Below are 15288 nucleotides of genomic sequence, written 5' to 3'. Positions count from 1 at the left end.
CTTGGGGCGCCCATCGACATCCCCCCGCACCCGTCTCACCCGCAGAGGTCGTTCTCCATGACTGAATTGAATCGGCGCAGGTTCCTGCAGATCGCCGGTGGCGCCGCCGCCGTCACGATGCTGAACGAGAGCATCGCGCGGGCCGCCGCGATTTCGGCCCAGGGCAGTACCGGCACCATCCAGGACATCGAGCACATCGTCGTCCTCATGCAGGAGAACCGTTCCTTCGACCACTACTTCGGTGCGATGAAGGGGGTCCGCGGGTTCGGGGACCCGAGGCCGGTCATCCAGGACAACGGCAAGTCCGTCTTCCACCAGTCCAACGGCACGAAGGACATCCTGCCCTTCAACCCGCAGATCAACGACCTCGGCATGCAGTTCCTGACGGGGCTGAACCACGACTGGGCCGGCGGCCACCAGGCGTACAACAACGGCAAGTACGACAAGTGGGTCCCGGCCAAGACGGCCACGACCATGGCGTACATGACCCGGAACGACATCCCGTTCCACTACGCGCTCGCCGACGCCTTCACGGTGTGCGACGCCTACCACTGCTCCTTCATCGGCGCCACCGACCCCAACCGCTACTACATGTGGACGGGTTACACGGGCAACGACGGCGTGGGCGGCGGCCCGGTCCTCGGCAACCAGGAAGCCGGCTACGGCTGGAAGACCTACCCCGAGCGCCTGGAGACGGCCGGAGTCTCCTGGAAGGTCTACCAGGACATCGGCGACGGCCTGAACGCCGCCGGATCCTGGGGCTGGATCAACGACGCCTTCCGCGGCAACTACGGCGACAACTCGCTCCTGTACTTCAACACTTACCGCAACGCCCAGCCCGGCAGCGCCCTCTACGAGAAGGCCCGTACGGGCACCAACGTCAAGGCGGGCGGCACCTACTTCGACAAACTGCGTGCGGACGTCGTGAACGGCACCCTCCCGCAGGTCTCCTGGATCGCCGCCCCCGAAGCCTTCAGTGAGCACTCCAACTGGCCGACGAACTTCGGCGCCTGGTACATCTCGCAGGTCCTGGACTCGCTCACGGCCAACCCCGACGTATGGGCGAAGACGGCCCTCTTCATCACCTACGACGAGAACGACGGCTTCTTCGACCACGTCGTCCCGCCGTACCCGCCCGCGTCCTCCGCCTGGGGCCTGTCCACGGCGAGCGTCACCGGCGACCTGTACACCGGGGGAGTCTCCGGCTACGCCGCCGGCCCGTACGGGCTCGGCCCGCGCGTCCCGATGATCGTGGTCTCCCCGTGGAGCAAGGGCGGCTACGTCTGCTCCGAGACCTTCGACCACACCTCGGTGATCCGCTTCATGGAGAAGCGCTTCGGCGTGCAGGAGCCCAACATCTCCCCGTGGCGCCGCGCCGTCTGCGGCGACCTGACCTCGGCCTTCGACTTCACCCAGGCCGACGCCGCGCCCGCCGCCCTGCCCTCCACGGCCGCGTACGTACCGCCGGACAAGAACCGCCACGCGTCCTACAACCCGGCCCCGCCGGCGACGGGCACCCTGCCCAAGCAAGAGGCGGGCGCCAAGCCGACCCGCGCACTGGGCTACGCCCCGTACGTGGACGGCAAGGCCACGGTCTCCACGGGCAAGTTCACCCTGACCTTCTCCTCGGGTCCCTCCCTCGGCGCCCACTTCCACAGCACCTCGGGCAACCGTACGGACGGCCCCTGGCCCTACACGGTCGAGGCGGGCAAGACCCTGTCGGACACCTGGAGCACGAGCAGCTCCACCGGCAACCAGGTCAACCTCACGGTCTGGGGCCCGAACGGCTTCCTGCGCACCTGGAAGGGCCCGGCGAAGAAGGCCGGCCCCGAGGCCACGGCCCGCCACGACAAGGCCACCGGCAACCTGGTGCTGTCCCTGACCAACGGGGGCACGGCGGCCGTCAACCTGACCGTCACCAACGCCTACGGCGGCGCGGCCCAGGTCGTGCGCGTCGCGGCGGGCGGCACCGTCGCGCACACCGTGGTGCTGTCCGGGACGGCCCGCTGGTACGACGTGAACGTCGTCTCCGACGCGGACGCCACCTTCCTGCGCCGCTTCGCCGGCCACGTGGAAACGGGCGCGGCCGGAGTCTCGGACCCGGCGATCAAGACCGTCTGACGCGGTCGTCCGGCATGCGCAGCAGCCGCCGTTCCAGGACCGGGAGGTCGCGGGGACGGTGGCTGCGGGCGTGCCGCAGCAGCAGGTCCCGGGCGGTGTCCGGGACCCGGCGCCGCTTGGGGTGCCGGGTGGTGAACTCCTCGCTCGCGAAGAACCGCACGGCCGCGTCGAGCCCGCCGCGGTCGGTCTCCCGTACCGCCCACGCCAGGTCCTCGGTGGAGGCCCTCACGAGCAGTCGCGGAGGGGCCAGTTCCGCCAGGAGCGAGGCCGCGTCGGTGGGGTCCTCGCGTACGGCCCCCTGCCAGGAGAAGGCGGCGGCCAGCGGGATCCGTGCCGGGCGCGGCGGATCCTCGCCCCGGGCCATGGCCTCGGCGTAGCCGCGCAGCGCCCCGGGCGCGGCGGCCGCCCAGCGGGCCCGGTGCCGGGCCGGGATGCCGTCCGGGGCGCCGGCGTCGAGCAGCCGGGCGAGCGGCTCCGGCCGGGCGGGCGGTGCGTGCCGGATCGCCGGGTCGTCCGTGGCGTCGAACGGGTCGGGTTCGTGCTCCATGCACATGCAGATGAAGTAGTCGATCTCCGGGTCCGCCTCCGCCGTTCCCCCGGAGTCCGGCTCGGTCACCCGCTCGGCGGGCCACACGGCAAGGACCTCCGCGACCTCGGCCGGGTCGGTGATCTCGTACCGCGCCGGGTGGTACGGGTGGCCGTCCGCGCTCTTCCCGTCGCGGACCCGGATGCGTTCGACGGGGACGGAAGGTGGGGTCTTCACGGTGTGATGGTAGGCGCGGTGGGCAGAACGTACGGCGGCAATTCTTTCCGCCCCGTCACCGAGGGAGAACGCATGGCCATCGCCCACCGCAGGACCGGCACCGGCCCCGTCCGCGTCATCGTGCTGCACGACTGGTTCGGCACGTCCGCGAACTGGGGCTCCGTACTGGACTACCTGGACCCGCGGGAGTTCTCGTACGCCTTCCTCGACTACCGCGGCTACGGCGACCGCCGGGACGTCCCCGGCCGCTACACGCTCCCCGAGATCGCCGACGACGTCCTCGCGCTCGCCGACGAGCTCGGCTGGGACACCTTCTCCCTCCTCGGCCACTCCATGGGCGGCAAGGCCATGCAGCAGGTCCTCGTGCGCGCCCCCGAGCGCGTCGAGAAGCTGATCGGCATCAACCCGGTCCCCGCCGCCCCCTACGAGATGGACGACGCCACCCACGACCTCTTCTACGGGGCCGCGGGCAGCGAGGAGAACCGCCGCGCCATCCTCGACATCGTCACCGGCCGCCGCGCGAGCCCGTACTGGCTGGAGCGGATGGTCGCGCACTCGCTCGCCGTGTCCCGGCCGGAGGCCTTCGCCGGGTACCTGGCGAGCTGGCAGCCGCTGGACCTGTCCGCCGCCGTGAAGGGCTCCACCGTCCCCGTGCTGGCCCTCGTCGGCGAGTACGACCTCGCGCTCACCGCCGACTTCATGCGGGCCACCTGGCAGGTCTGGTACCCGAACTGCCGCGTCCAGCCGCTGCCCGGCGCCGGCCACTACCCGCCGCACGAGACCCCGGTGGCCCTCGCCACCGAGGTGGAGGCCTTCCTGCGCGGGTAGGTCAGCGCCGGACTTCCGCGACCCGCTCCTTGGTCTGCTGGTCGAAGACGTCGTCGGGGAGGAACTCGACGGCCTGCTCCGGATCGAACTGGGCCTGGAGGTTGCGGAAGTGCGTGGGCGGCAGCAGCCCGCGGGCCTGCATCTCCGCCGCGATGAACCGGGAGCACTCCACGCCGCCGTGGGCGCGCAGGTGGGTGTTGTCCGCCACGCCCTTGGGGTAGTTGGGGTGCTCGCCCGGTTCCAGGTAGAGGAAGAGCGCCTTGGTCCCGTCGGGGCCGGCGTGCCGCCACCAGGCGACGCTCCACTCGTTCAGGTCGATGAGCGGCACCGCGAGCTGCGCCGCGACCTCGCGCATGGCGGCGGGGTACTGGCCCAGGGGCCGGCGCATGTTGCCGTACTTGTCGAAGACGCGGCGCTCGTGGCTGGTGATGAGGACCGCGTGCATGCCCCGGTCGCGCGCCGCGTTGACGTACTGGCGCAGGAAGCCCTGGTACTCCTTGAACGGCTCGGTGAAGCGGCCGTCACCGGGCTTCATGTCGATGAGACCGAAGGAAATGAGCATGAGGTCGCCGGGAACGGCGTTCTCCAGGATCCAGGCGAGCCGCCCGCGCTCCAGGAAACTGCGGGTGCTCGCTCCGGCGCGCGCGCAGTTGATCACCTCGGCGCCCTGCACGAACAGCTGCAGGGTCTGGCCCCAGCCCACCATCGGGGCCATGCTGGCCTGCCGGCTCGTCACGCTGGAGTCGCCCGCGAGGAAGATTCTCGTCATGCTTTCGTGTACTTCCCATCAGAACGTGCCGAGACTCCGTGCCCCGACGATGACCCGGCAGGCGGGGCCTGTCCCCCCACCCGGACGATCTCATCCGGCACCCGATTCCTGAACCCGTTCATCGGAATCCGTCTCAGGCTACATGTCCGCAGGCCGGGGCCTCAGCGGGGTCTGAGCGGAGCCCGGGCGGGGCCTCTGGCGGTGCCTTCAGGGTGGACTCAACCGCCCCACCAGCCACTCCAGAGCCGGCGGCACCTCGCGCGCCCAGGTCTCGTAGTTGTGGCCGCCGCGCGCGAGCACGATCGAGGAGACCCGTGCGGGTGACCGTACCGCGTCGATGAAATCCAGCGTCGCCGGGTACTGGTGCTCGCCCCTGCGGCTGCTCGCCACCAGCAGGGACACCGGCGGCTGCGGCAGGCTCCGCAACCGCCACAGCAGGTCGTTCTCCTGCCGGCGGCCCGCGTCGCCGCCGAACAGGTCACCGGTGTCCGCGTCCCGCGCCGCCGCGTACGGGGCCGACAGTGCGGCCGCGGCCCGGTACGCGTCCGGGGCGCGCAGGGCCAGCTTCAGGGCGCAGTAGCCGCCCACCGAATTGCCCATCGCGCCCCACCCCCGGGCGTCCGGCGTGAGGCCGTAGTACGAGGACACCGCCGCCCTCAGGTCCCGCGCGAAGAAGGTCTCCGCCCGCGGCCCGCCCGGCACGTCCACGCACTGCGTGTCCCTGGGCGGCGCCACCGTCGGAGTCATCAGGACCAGCACCGCCGGCCGCATCCGCCCCGCCCGCACCGCCTCCAGCGCGTGCTGCGGATACCGCAGCCGGTCGACCAGCACCCCCGGCGTACTCGGGAACCCGCTCAGCGCCAGCACCACCGGGAACTCCGCCCGCCGCCCGGCGGACGCCCCCGCGTACTGCGGCGGCAGGTACACGTACCCCTGCCCCGACAGCCCGCTGCGGGCCCCGCGCACGGTCACCGCCTCGATCCGGCCGATCACCGCGGGGTCGTCGGTGCCCGCGTGCCGCCAGGAGTGGGTCCCCCGCACCAGCAGCGCCGCCCGCACCGAGGCGTCCGCGCCCGCCGCCACCGGGTCCTCGCGGCGCAGGGAGAGCAGGTCGCGCCAGGAGCCGTAGAAGCCGTACGAGGAGTTCACCGCGAGCAGCAGCGCCGACCCGGTCGTCAGGGTGATCGCGAGCTGGAGCCCGACCCGCCCCAGCACCGGCCGGACCCCGGCCCCCGCGAGCCGGGGCCACAGCCACACCGCGGCCCCGAACACCGCGGCCGCCACGAGGGCGGCGAGGAGCAGCGCCGGGGTGCCCCCGATGTCGCTTTTCATGCGGTTGATCCTGCCAGGACTCCGGCACGCGGGCCCGGCCGGCCGCGACGCGCCACGCCCCCCGGGGGAACGAAAAAACCCGTGGGGGCTACGAGGAAAACTCGTAACCCCCACGGGATCAACAGGGTGAGTGACGGGACTTGAACCCGCGGCCACCTGGACCACAACCAGGTGCTCTACCAACTGAGCTACACCCACCACGAAGGGCGGCGGACCACCCGTTCGATGTGCAAGCACAGCATAGCTGATCAGCGGGGTGGTCCCGCGACGCCTTTTCCGGCGGCCCCTCCCGCCGCCCCCGCAGGCAACCCCGCGCCCCGGATCGCCATCCCTACCCGTATGGGACCAAACCGACTGACCGGCCTGGACGCCGCCCGAGGCATCGCCGTCCTCGGCATGTTTGCCGTACACGTCGGCCCGCCGCCCGCGCCCGAGGGCCCCGGCTGGCTGCTCGTCGCCGCCGACGGCCGGGCCCCCGCCGTCTTCACGCTCATCGCCGGCTTCTCCCTCGCGCTCGCCCGCTCCCGCGCCGCCGGACCGCCGCCCCTGCGGGCCACCCTGACCCGCTGCGCGATCCTCGGAGCACTCGGCCTGTGCCTGGCCGCGCTCTCGCCCGGCATCCTCGTGATCCTGGCCTTCTACGCCGTCTACTTCCTGGCCGCCGAACCCTTCACCCGGCTGCGCACCCGCACCCTGGCGGCCGTCGCGGGCGCCTCGGTGGTGCTGGGCCCGGTCCTCTCCTACCTCCTGGGCCCGCCCCTCGGGCTGCGCACCGGAGGGCGCGGTGCCACCCCCGTCCCCGCCGACCTGGCGAGCTGGGCGGGGGCCGGCGGGATGCTGCGGGAGCTGCTCCTCTCCGGCGCGTACCCGCTGCTCACCTACTTCCCGTACATCCTGGCGGGCATGGCCCTCGGCCGCCTCGCCGACCTGCGGAGCGCGCGGTCGCTGTGGCTGCTGACCGGCCTCGGGACCGCGGCCGCCGTCGCGGGCTACGGCGCCTCCTGGCTCGCGCTGGGACCCGGCGGGCGGCGCGGGCCGCTGCTGGAGGCCGTCGCCCGGGAGCACCCCTGGGCGGCGGCGGAGCCCGACCCGGTCGCGGCCGTGCTCGGGGAGCAGTTCGGCGCCGTCCCCAGCACCTCCTGGGACTGGCTGCTGGTGGCCGGCCCGTACAGCCAGACCCCGCTGGAGACCCTCGGCAACTCCGGCGTCGGGGCGGCCCTCATAGGCCTCCTCGCGCTGGCCGCGCACCGCGCGGGCCGGGCGGCGACGCGACTGCTGCGACCGCTCGCCGCCGTCGGGGCGATGGCCCTGACGGTGTACGTGGCGCACGCCCTCGCACTGGCGGTGTTCCTGCGCGGCTGGACCGGGTGGGAGGCGCTGGCCGGGTTCTCGGCCGCCGCGGTGATCGGCTGCCTCGCCTGGGGCCACTTCCTGCGCGGCACGGAGCTGCGGCGCGGTCCCCTGGAGTGGGCGCTGCGGGCGGTGACCCCGACATGACCCGAAGCGAAGCCCTGCGGGGCCGTCCCTCCGCCTAGCGGCAGTGCGGGGGACGGAGCCGGGTGACCGGCGCGGCCCCCTGCCGCCTGGGGGTGGGGCGCGGGAGGATCGGGGGCATGGACCATGACTCCGATCCCTTCACGGCCGCCGACTACGCCGCCCGGATGGCCGCCGCCGCGCAGGCCGCCGCCGATGCGGGGCTGGCCGGCCTGCTGGTCGCCCCCGGGCCCGACCTGGCCCACCTCACCGGGTACCGGCCCGTCGACACCGAGCGGATGACCCTGCTCGTCCTCGCCGCCGGGCAGGACCCCGTCCTCGTCGTCCCCGCCCTGGAAGCCCCCGACGCGGCGAAGTCCCCCGGAGCGGGAGCGCTGACCCTGCGGGACTGGGCCGACGGGAAGAACCCGTACGCCGTGACCTCGCCGCTGCTGGACGTGACCGGCCGCTTCGGAGTCAGCGACAACACCTGGGCCCTGCACCTGCTGGGCCTGCAAAGGGAGTTGCCGAACACCTCGTACGCCTCGCTGACCGATGCGCTGCCGATGCTGCGCGCGGTCAAGGACGAGCGCGAGCTGGCCCGGCTCGCGGCGGCCGGCGAGGCGGCCGACGCCGCGTACGCGCAGATCCTCCACGTCCCCTTCGCCGGGCGCCGGGAGAGCGACGTCGCCGCCGACCTGGACGCGCTGCTGCGCGTGCACGGCCACTCCCAGGTGGACTTCACCGTCGTCGGCTCCGGCCCGAACGGCGCCAACCCGCACCACGAGGCCGGTGACCGGGTCATCCGGGACGGGGACATGGTGGTCCTCGACTTCGGCGGCCTCAAGCACGGGTACGGCTCCGACATCTCCCGTACCGTCCACGTCGGCGAGCCCACGGAAGAGGAGCAGCGCGTCCACGACATCGTCCGCGAGGCCCAGTTGGCAGGCGTGGCGGCGGCCCGGCCGGGCGCCGCCTGCCAGGACGTGGACCGGGCGGCCCGCGCGGTGATCACCGAATTCGGCTACGGCGAGCAGTTCATCCACCGCACGGGCCACGGCATCGGAGTCACCACGCACGAGCCGCCGTACATGGTGGAAGGGGAGGAACAGCCCCTCGTCCCCGGCATGTGCTTCTCCGTGGAGCCGGGGATCTACCTCCCGGGGCGGTTCGGGGTCCGGATCGAGGACATCATCACGGTCACCGAGAACGGCTGCCGCAGCTTCAACAACGCCTCACGCGAGCTGGCGATCGTGCAGTAGGCGCGGCAGCGGGAGGCCGCCACCTCGCCGGGGCTCAGGACCCGGCGAGGACCAGGCGGTAGCCGTAGTCGACGCTCTCCCGCTCCAGCAGGTCGGCGTGGCGCCGCTGCCAGGCCCCCGAGCGCAGGTCCTCGCGCAGCCGGGCGACGGCCGGCTCCACTACGGCGGCCGGCAGGCCGGCGAAGGTGGAGCTGGCGGCGCGTACGGCCGGGTCGAGGTAGGACTCGGGCCGGCGCCAGAAGGCGGCCCGGAACCCGTCGGTGAAATCGTGCGGGACGGGGAAGGGCAGTACGGTGTGCGCCTCCAGCGCCCCGGTCACCACGGACAGCGGGACGAAGGTGGAGCGCTCCCGCTCCCCGATCTCCGGCAGGTACTCCTCGAAGAACCACAGCTCCGTGCTGTGCTCCGGATCCCAGGTGAAGACGGCCTGGCGCCGGGACACCCGCCGCAACTCCGCCAGCCCGCGCGCCGGGTCCGGCCAGTGATGGACGGTCATCACGGCCATCGCCGCGTCGAACGCCCCGTCCTCGAAGGGCAGTTGTTCCGCTCCGGCCTTCACCTTGCGGGTCCCCGGGTGCTGGTCGAGCATCACCCGGGACGGGTCCACGGCCGTCACCTCGCGGTCCTGCGGCTCGTACGAACCGGCGCCCGCGCCGACGTTGACCACCGTGCGGGCGTCCCCCAGCGCGCCCGCGATCAGCGAGGCCAGCCGGGGATCGGGCCGCCGGATCTGCCGGTAACCCACCCCGATCCGGTCGTACTTGGCCGTGCCCGACTGCCCCTCGGCGCCTGCGGATTCCTCGTCGGATTCGATCTTCATGGGCTCGATCCCATCAGACGGCCCGGCACTCCCGCGACCGGGTTTACGGGCCCCGGGGCGTGCGCCCTAAGGCCCCAGCACCACCGCCGACTCCGCCGGTACGTGCACCCGCCCGTCGGCGTCCGGATGCTCGACGGGCAGCCAGGCGGCCAGCACCCGGACCCCGTTGCGGCCGAGCGCGACGGTGACCGGCTCCCCGGAGAGGTTCACCACCACGCGGACGTCGCCCCGGCGGAACGTCAGCCAGCGGCGCTCCTCGTCATGGGCGATCCGCAGCGCCGCCAGATCGGGATCGCGCAGGTCGGAGTGGGTCCGGCGGAGCGCGATCAGGGCGCGGTACCAGTCCAGCAGGCGGGCGTGGGACTCCCGGCCCGGCTCGGCCCAGTCCAGGCAGGAGCGGTCGCGGGTCGCCGGGTCCTGGGGGTCGGGGATCTCCTCCGCCTTCCAGCCGTGCTCCGCGAACTCCCGCCGCCGGCCCGCCCGTACGGCCTCGGCGAGCTCCTCGTCGGGATGGTCGGTGAAGTACTGCCACGGAGTGCCGGCGCCCCACTCCTCGCCCATGAACAGCATCGGCACGAACGGCCCGGTCAGCACCACCGTCGCCGCGCACGCCAGCAGCCCGGGGGACAGGGAGGCCGCGAGCCGGTCGCCCAGCGCGCGGTTGCCGATCTGGTCGTGGGTCTGGGAGTAGCCGAGGAAGCGGTGCGCCGGGGTGCGGCCGCGGTCCACCGCACGGCCGTGGTGGCGGCCCCGGAAGGAGGACCAGGTCCCGTCGTGGAAGAAGGCCCGGGTCATGGTCTTGGCCAGCGCCCCGAGCGGTGCCTCGGCGAAGTCCGCGTAGTACGCCTGGGACTCACCGGTCAGCGTGCAGTGCAGGGCGTGGTGGAAATCGTCGTTCCACTGAGCGTGCAGGCCCAGGCCCCCGGCGGAACGCGGGTTCGTGGTGCGCGGATCGCAGCGGTCGGACTCCGCGATCAGGAACAGCGGCCGGCCGGTCTCGGCGGCCAGTTCGTCCACCGCCGCGGACAGCTCCTCCAGGAAGGTCAGCGCCCGCCCGTCGGCGAGCGCGTGCACCGCGTCCAGCCGCAGCCCGTCGATCCGGTAGTCGCGCAGCCAGGCCAGCGCGCTGCCCAGGAAGTACGCGCGCACCTCGTCGGAGCCGGGCGCGTCCAGGTTCACCGCCGCGCCCCAGGGGGTGTGGTGGGTCTCGGTGAAGTACGGGCCGAAGACGGGGAGGTGGTTGCCGGAGGGGCCGAAGTGGTTGTGGACCACGTCGAGCACCACGCCGAGCCCGGCGGCGTGCGCGGCCTCCACGAACCGGACCAGCCCGGCCGGACCCCCGTACGGCTCGTGCACCGCCCAGGGGGCGACCCCGTCGTACCCCCAGCCGTTCCGCCCGGGGAAGGGGCAGACGGGCATCAGCTCGACGTGGGTGACGCCGAGGGCGGTGAGGTGACCGAGGCGTGCGGCGGCCGAATCGAAGGTGCCCTCGGGGGTGAAGGTGCCGACGTGCAGCTCGTACAGGACGGCGTCCTGGAGCGGCACCCGGGGGGAGGGGGCCGGCTCGGCGGGGGCGAGGGAGGCGAAGTCGACCACGGCCGAGGGGCCGTCGGGGCCGTCCGGCAGGCGCCGCCCGCGCGGGTCCGGCCGTACGGGATGCACGTGGCCAACATGTCCCGCGGGCCCTACGTGTCCTGCGGGGACGGCCGCCGGGCCGGCGGCCGCCGGGCCCGTCTGGTGCCCGTGGTGTCCGAGGTGCTCCGGGTGCCCGGGGTGGACCGGGTCGCGCGGGTCGTCCTCGGGGTGGAACGGGCCACTCGGATCGTGCCCGGGGTGCACCGGGTCGCGCGGGTCGTCCCCGGTGTGGACCGGTTCGGGCGGATCGTCCCCGGGCGCGGGAGCCTCCGGGGCGCCGCCCAGCTGGAACCCGTACCGGGAACCGTCGGCGGCCGGGGCCTCCACGACCCACCAGCCGGCGCGCTCCGGATCGGGCGCCATCGCGTACGCGGCCCCGTCGAGCCGCAGTGCGACCCGGTCTGTCAGCGGTGCCCACACCTCGAACTGCACGGACGGTCCCCTCGTCTGGCGGCGGTACCCCTACCTGCGTGTCCGGGCCATCATCCCCGGCTCGTCGCGGGAGTTCTGGACACTCTGCCCCCGACAGGCCGACAATCACCTGGTGACGTCGAGTTTCGAGTTCCCCGCCTTCCCCGCCCCGCGGCTTTCCGATGCCGAGCGCGACCGCGCCCTGGGCCAGCTCAGGGAGGGCGCCGCCGTCGGCAAGCTGTCGCACGACACCTTCCTGCGCCGCATGGAACTCGCCCTCGTCGCCCGCCGTTCCGAGGACCTCGCCGTGCTCACCGCGGACCTGGAGGGCCGCGAGGCCGGGGAGAGCCCGTGGACCCGCCGGCTGTTCGGCTGGGTGGGACGGGTCTCGGCCGTGTCGGTGGGCGTACGGCGGGCCTGGGCCGCGGAGAAGCTGCCCGCGCTGCTCCTCCCGCACCCGAGCGCCGGACCGCTGCGCATCGGCCGCGACCCGGGCAACGGGCTGCGCCTGAGCCATGAGACGGTCTCGCGCGCCCATGCGGAACTGAGCGTCCGGGACGGGGTCTGGGTGGTGCGGGACCTCGGCTCGACGAACGGGACCACGGTGAACGGGCGCCGGGTCACGGGCTCGGCCGTGGTGCGGGACGGGGACCAGATCGGCTTCGGCCGGATGACCTTCAGGCTCTCGGGCGGCTGAGCCCGCGGCCGCGGTTCCGGGCGCGGGCCCGGGCGCGGGTCCGGAGGTGCGGGCCCCGGTGGGCGGGCGGACGCGGGCCGCGCGGAGGATGACACCCATGGAACACATGTCTGCCGTCCCCGCCCCCGTCGTACGGCCCGCGCGCCCCGGGGACCTGCCCCGGCTGCTCGAGCTCATGCGCGAGCACATGGTGTACGAGCGGTCCGAGCCCCGCCCGGCCGGTCTCGCCGAGCGGCTCGGCGCGCAGCTGTTCGCCGACGGGTCCCGGCTGTGGGTGCTGCTGGCCGGGACCCCGGAGGGCGAGGTCGCCGGGTACGCCGCCTGCTCGGCCGAGTTCTCCTTCTGGGAGGCCCGCGACTACCTCCACATGGACTGCCTCTACCTGGCAGAGGAGGCCCGGGGGCACGGTCTCGGGGCCGCCCTGATGGACGGGGTGGCCGCGCTGGCCCGCGAGCTGGGCCTCGGCCACGTCGAGTGGCAGACGCCCGACTGGAACGAGGGCGCGATCCGCTTCTACGACCGGCTCGGGGCCACCGGCAAGCCGAAGCTCCGGTACGCCCTGCCGGTGGAGTAGCCCGCGCCCTCCACCCCCGCCGATCTGATCGCCCGCTCGCCTACCGGCCCGCCGCCACGAGGCGGTCGTAGGCCGCGAGGACGACCCGGGACTGGTGCTCCACCTGCGTGGCCACCGGGACCCAGCGCGCCTGGAAGCGGTCCGCGAACTCCTCGCACCACCCCGTGACGAGCCGGTCCACGGCCGGCGCCGCCGGCTGCCCCTGGGCGCGCAGCACCCGGAGGAGCATCGCCGCGGCGCGCAGCGAGAGCCGCCGGCCGAAGGCGTCGATGCTCCCGATGTACGCGGCCGTCGCCTCGGCGGGAGCTGCGGGGCCCGTCCACTCGGCGGTGATCCGGGGGATCAGCGCGAGCGTCCAGTCGACCGCGCGCAGCAGGGCCGCGGCACCCGGATCCGTACCGCCGCCCGCGCCCTCCCGCAGGGCCGCCACCCGTGCGGCGTCGGCGGTGAGCCGGCCGGCCAGGATGCGCAGGGCGGCGCGGGGGTCGGGGTGCGGGGCCGGATCGTCCACCAGGTCCGAGGCCCACATGGGGACTTCGACGATCGCGGTGGTGCCGGAGTGGCGGTGGGCGTGGTACCAGGTGCTGAGCCGGGTGTCCTCGGGGTGGAAGGGCCCCTCGGCCGTGGCCCCGGGCTCGGGCATCACGAAGATCCCCGCCCCCGGCGAGGGCCAGCCGGAGGCGTCGGAAGCGCTGGTCTCGACCGGAATGTGCAGCTCGGCGGCCGATTTGCCGAAGGGCTCGGCGAGGCCGGGTATGTCCCGGGTCAGCTGTACCCAGGAGCCGCCGAGGTCGGTGCCGTGCAGGGAGACCTGGAGGGCGGGGCGGAGCTCGTCGATGAGCCGGGTCAGGGCGAGGGTTTCAGGCGGCAGACGGTCCGGGGGCAGTAAAGACGGCGCCCACTCCGGCTGTTCGGGGCCGGGTGGCCGGAAGAAGTTCCGGTGGTAGTCGAGCAGGGAGTACGGGCGGGGGGTGCGGTGCAGGGCGGCGCCGTCGGGGTCGGCGCAGAGCAGGAAGTGCCAGGCCGTTCCGGCGGAGGTGGCGGCGGGGGCGAGGGCCGCCCCGGCGGCGGTGCGTGTTGCCGCGCTGTCGGCCTCGGCCTCGGCCTCGGCGTCGCCGGTGCCCGTGGCTTCGTGGATGAGCCGGCGCGCGAGCGAGAGGGCGGTCGCACCGCCCACGGGCTCGTTGGCGTGGGCCCCGGCGACGACGAGCACGGTGTGGGCGGAGTCTGTGGCGCCCACGGAGAGCAGCCACAGGGGTTCCCCGGCCCGGGACGCGCCGATCTGGCGCAGCCGGGCCAGGGCCGGGTGTTCATCGGCCAGGGCGCGTGCGGCCAGGGCCAGTTCGTGGGGGGTGGGGTAGCACATGTCACGGATGAGGGTCACAGACGGTCCCATTCCCGCCCTGCGCGTGCCCTAGTGCTGTGACCGGGAAGTTCGCCGATCGGCGCCGGGTCAGCCCGTGACGTTGACGTGGCCCAGCGGGTAGTAGCCGGTGGCGAGATGGGTGGCGTCGGCATCGACGAAGCGGATCCACCAGTAGCCGCTGGTCTGTGCGGTGAACGTCTTGCTGAAGGCTCCGTCGGCCAGGGAGACGGAGGTGCCCATCTCCTGTGTCACGGTGGAGCCGTCGGGCCGGAAGTAGTAGCGGACCTTCTGGCCGGGATGGACCGCGTACCCCTTGGCGGGGTCGTAGGTCCGCAGAACTCCGGAGACGGTCAGCTGCTGTCCCTTCGCCACGGGGCGCGGTGCGGCGCTGACACTGGTGAACTCCGTCCACGTGCGCGTCTGGTGGATCACCCGGGTGCCGGTGCTGGGGCCGATGTTGCTGGTGCCCGGAGTGTGCACCCGCCACCGGGTGGCATACCGGGAACCCTGGCTGACCGTCACGGTGAACGTCTTGTCGTAGGGCACCACGAGGGAGTGGCGGGTTTCCCAGTCGCCGCGGGCCGTCTGGTACTGGATCTCGATGGGCGCCTGCTGGCTGGTGATGCCGTCGACGGCGACCTTGCCGCTGATGGTGAGCTTGCCGTACTTGGTGGTGGAGACCAGCTTCACCGTGCCGTCCCCGAGCGAGACGCGGACCTTCGCTCCGGCCAGTGGCAGGCGTACGCCCCTGCGCGGGTGGACCGCGGTGACCGTGCCGGTGACCCGGGTGCCCAGGTCGTCCAGGGAGAACTCGGTCCGACCGGAGCTCGCCTCGAACCGGGCGTCGACCGCGTAGGTGGACCGTCCGGCGTTGCGGCGGACCAGTTCCTTGCCGTCGCGGTACTTGGCGTACACGTCGAGTTCGTGGTCCCCCATCTCGTCGAGGACGAGCGACTGGTCGTCGCCCCGGTGCCACCAGGTGTCGTCCCCCAACTCGGAGGTGCCGCCGTTGTCGACGTCCAAGGTGAGCCGGTCGACCACGGCGACGACCTTGTCGGTGCCCGCCCGGCGCACCTCGACGCGGACCGGTGTGGGGTGCGGGATGTGGGCGTACTGCGGACTGGTGATGACGATGAACCGGTTGTCTTCGTCCTTGTGGATGTAGGCGGTCGGCAGCGCGCTCTCCAGGCTCTTCGCCCCCGTGTCACATGTCATTGACTGTACGGGGGTTCGACCG

Annotated in this window: 13 protein-coding genes and 1 tRNA gene; 6 read left to right on the top strand and 8 right to left on the bottom strand. The window is 73.5% G+C overall.

Translation table 11 applies throughout. From position 1 onward, the window contains the following. Window positions 1-57: 57 nt before the first annotated feature. A complete protein-coding gene (locus AC3IX6_RS07685; protein ID WP_489369484.1) occupies window positions 58-2121 on the top strand; it encodes a phosphocholine-specific phospholipase C in 2064 nt (687 codons plus the stop codon). Here AC3IX6_RS07685 and AC3IX6_RS07680 read toward each other — a convergent pair. Next, a complete protein-coding gene (locus AC3IX6_RS07680) occupies window positions 2108-2884 on the bottom strand; it encodes a hypothetical protein (RefSeq protein WP_489369483.1) in 777 nt (258 codons plus the stop codon). The two genes, AC3IX6_RS07685 and AC3IX6_RS07680, sit on opposite strands and share 14 nt — an antisense overlap. Before the next feature lie 72 nt (window positions 2885-2956). Here AC3IX6_RS07680 and AC3IX6_RS07675 point away from each other — a divergent pair, with 72 nt between their 5' ends. Then, complete coding sequence (locus tag AC3IX6_RS07675; RefSeq protein WP_489369482.1) at window positions 2957-3712, top strand: alpha/beta fold hydrolase; 756 nt, start codon at window positions 2957-2959, stop codon at window positions 3710-3712. Between the two features lies 1 nt (window position 3713). Here the strand turns inward: AC3IX6_RS07675 and AC3IX6_RS07670 are convergent, their stop codons facing one another. The 3 genes from AC3IX6_RS07670 to AC3IX6_RS07660 form a co-directional block, all read right to left on the bottom strand. Further along, on the bottom strand, window positions 3714-4481 hold the full coding sequence (locus tag AC3IX6_RS07670; RefSeq protein WP_489369481.1) for a rhamnogalacturonan acetylesterase: 768 nt from the start codon (window positions 4479-4481) through the stop codon (window positions 3714-3716). Between the two features lie 207 nt (window positions 4482-4688). Continuing rightward, the gene (locus AC3IX6_RS07665; RefSeq protein ID WP_489369480.1) at window positions 4689-5813 is read right to left on the bottom strand and encodes an alpha/beta hydrolase; all 1125 of its coding nucleotides are present in this window, start codon (window positions 5811-5813) and stop codon (window positions 4689-4691) included. A gap of 125 nt (window positions 5814-5938) precedes the next feature. Then, a tRNA-His gene (locus tag AC3IX6_RS07660) sits at window positions 5939-6011 on the bottom strand. Window positions 6012-6152: 141 nt separating this feature from the next. Between AC3IX6_RS07660 and AC3IX6_RS07655 the strand changes: the two genes are divergently transcribed. Together AC3IX6_RS07655 and AC3IX6_RS07650 are read left to right on the top strand one after the other, a co-directional pair. Continuing rightward, window positions 6153-7310: a heparan-alpha-glucosaminide N-acetyltransferase domain-containing protein gene (locus AC3IX6_RS07655; protein ID WP_489369479.1), complete on the top strand. Its 1158-nt coding sequence runs from the start codon at window positions 6153-6155 to the stop codon at window positions 7308-7310. A gap of 116 nt (window positions 7311-7426) precedes the next feature. Further along, complete coding sequence (locus tag AC3IX6_RS07650; protein WP_489369478.1) at window positions 7427-8548, top strand: M24 family metallopeptidase; 1122 nt, start codon at window positions 7427-7429, stop codon at window positions 8546-8548. A gap of 34 nt (window positions 8549-8582) precedes the next feature. Here AC3IX6_RS07650 and AC3IX6_RS07645 read toward each other — a convergent pair whose 3' ends face one another. Beyond that, window positions 8583-9368, bottom strand: a complete 786-nt coding sequence (locus AC3IX6_RS07645) for a class I SAM-dependent methyltransferase (RefSeq protein WP_489369477.1) — start codon at window positions 9366-9368, stop codon at window positions 8583-8585. A 66-nt stretch (window positions 9369-9434) separates the two neighbouring features. Then, window positions 9435-11435: a malto-oligosyltrehalose trehalohydrolase gene (gene treZ, locus AC3IX6_RS07640; protein ID WP_489369476.1), complete on the bottom strand. Its 2001-nt coding sequence runs from the start codon at window positions 11433-11435 to the stop codon at window positions 9435-9437. A 112-nt stretch (window positions 11436-11547) separates the two neighbouring features. Between treZ and AC3IX6_RS07635 the strand changes: the two genes are divergently transcribed. Both AC3IX6_RS07635 and AC3IX6_RS07630 read left to right on the top strand, forming a co-directional pair. Further along, window positions 11548-12111: an FHA domain-containing protein gene (locus AC3IX6_RS07635; protein WP_489369475.1), complete on the top strand. Its 564-nt coding sequence runs from the start codon at window positions 11548-11550 to the stop codon at window positions 12109-12111. A 97-nt stretch (window positions 12112-12208) separates the two neighbouring features. Continuing rightward, complete coding sequence (locus AC3IX6_RS07630) at window positions 12209-12685, top strand: GNAT family N-acetyltransferase (protein ID WP_489369474.1); 477 nt, start codon at window positions 12209-12211, stop codon at window positions 12683-12685. A 40-nt stretch (window positions 12686-12725) separates the two neighbouring features. On the opposite strand, the gene AC3IX6_RS07625 is transcribed toward AC3IX6_RS07630, so the two are convergent. Both AC3IX6_RS07625 and AC3IX6_RS07620 read right to left on the bottom strand, forming a co-directional pair. After that, window positions 12726-14069 (bottom strand): M14 family zinc carboxypeptidase, encoded by a 1344-nt coding sequence (locus AC3IX6_RS07625; RefSeq protein WP_489369473.1) that lies wholly within the window; start codon window positions 14067-14069, stop codon window positions 12726-12728. A gap of 69 nt (window positions 14070-14138) precedes the next feature. Next, window positions 14139-15266, bottom strand: coding sequence for a hypothetical protein (locus AC3IX6_RS07620; protein ID WP_489369472.1), 1128 nt, complete (start codon window positions 15264-15266; stop codon window positions 14139-14141). Window positions 15267-15288: the final 22 nt, after the last annotated feature.

It is taken from the genome of Streptomyces sp. GL_141 (genome assembly GCF_057834385.1).
The sequence above is the reverse complement of the archived record's forward strand: the minus strand, read 5'-3'. Positions and strand labels throughout refer to the sequence as shown.

What these genes read in the sequence shown, in the direction of transcription:
- AC3IX6_RS07685 (WP_489369484.1), top strand. Translation starts at nt 58, where the DNA reads ATGACTGAATTGAATCGGCGCAGGTTCCTGCAGATCGCCGGTGGCGCC.
- AC3IX6_RS07675 (WP_489369482.1), top strand. Translation starts at nt 2,957, where the DNA reads ATGGCCATCGCCCACCGCAGGACCGGCACCGGCCCCGTCCGCGTCATC.
- AC3IX6_RS07670 (WP_489369481.1), bottom strand. Translation starts at nt 4,481, where the DNA reads ATGACGAGAATCTTCCTCGCGGGCGACTCCAGCGTGACGAGCCGGCAG.
- AC3IX6_RS07665 (WP_489369480.1), bottom strand. Translation starts at nt 5,813, where the DNA reads ATGAAAAGCGACATCGGGGGCACCCCGGCGCTGCTCCTCGCCGCCCTC.
- AC3IX6_RS07655 (WP_489369479.1), top strand. Translation starts at nt 6,153, where the DNA reads ATGGGACCAAACCGACTGACCGGCCTGGACGCCGCCCGAGGCATCGCC.
- AC3IX6_RS07650 (WP_489369478.1), top strand. Translation starts at nt 7,427, where the DNA reads ATGGACCATGACTCCGATCCCTTCACGGCCGCCGACTACGCCGCCCGG.
- AC3IX6_RS07645 (WP_489369477.1), bottom strand. Translation starts at nt 9,368, where the DNA reads ATGAAGATCGAATCCGACGAGGAATCCGCAGGCGCCGAGGGGCAGTCG.
- AC3IX6_RS07630 (WP_489369474.1), top strand. Translation starts at nt 12,209, where the DNA reads ATGGAACACATGTCTGCCGTCCCCGCCCCCGTCGTACGGCCCGCGCGC.
- AC3IX6_RS07620 (WP_489369472.1), bottom strand. Translation starts at nt 15,266, where the DNA reads ATGACATGTGACACGGGGGCGAAGAGCCTGGAGAGCGCGCTGCCGACC.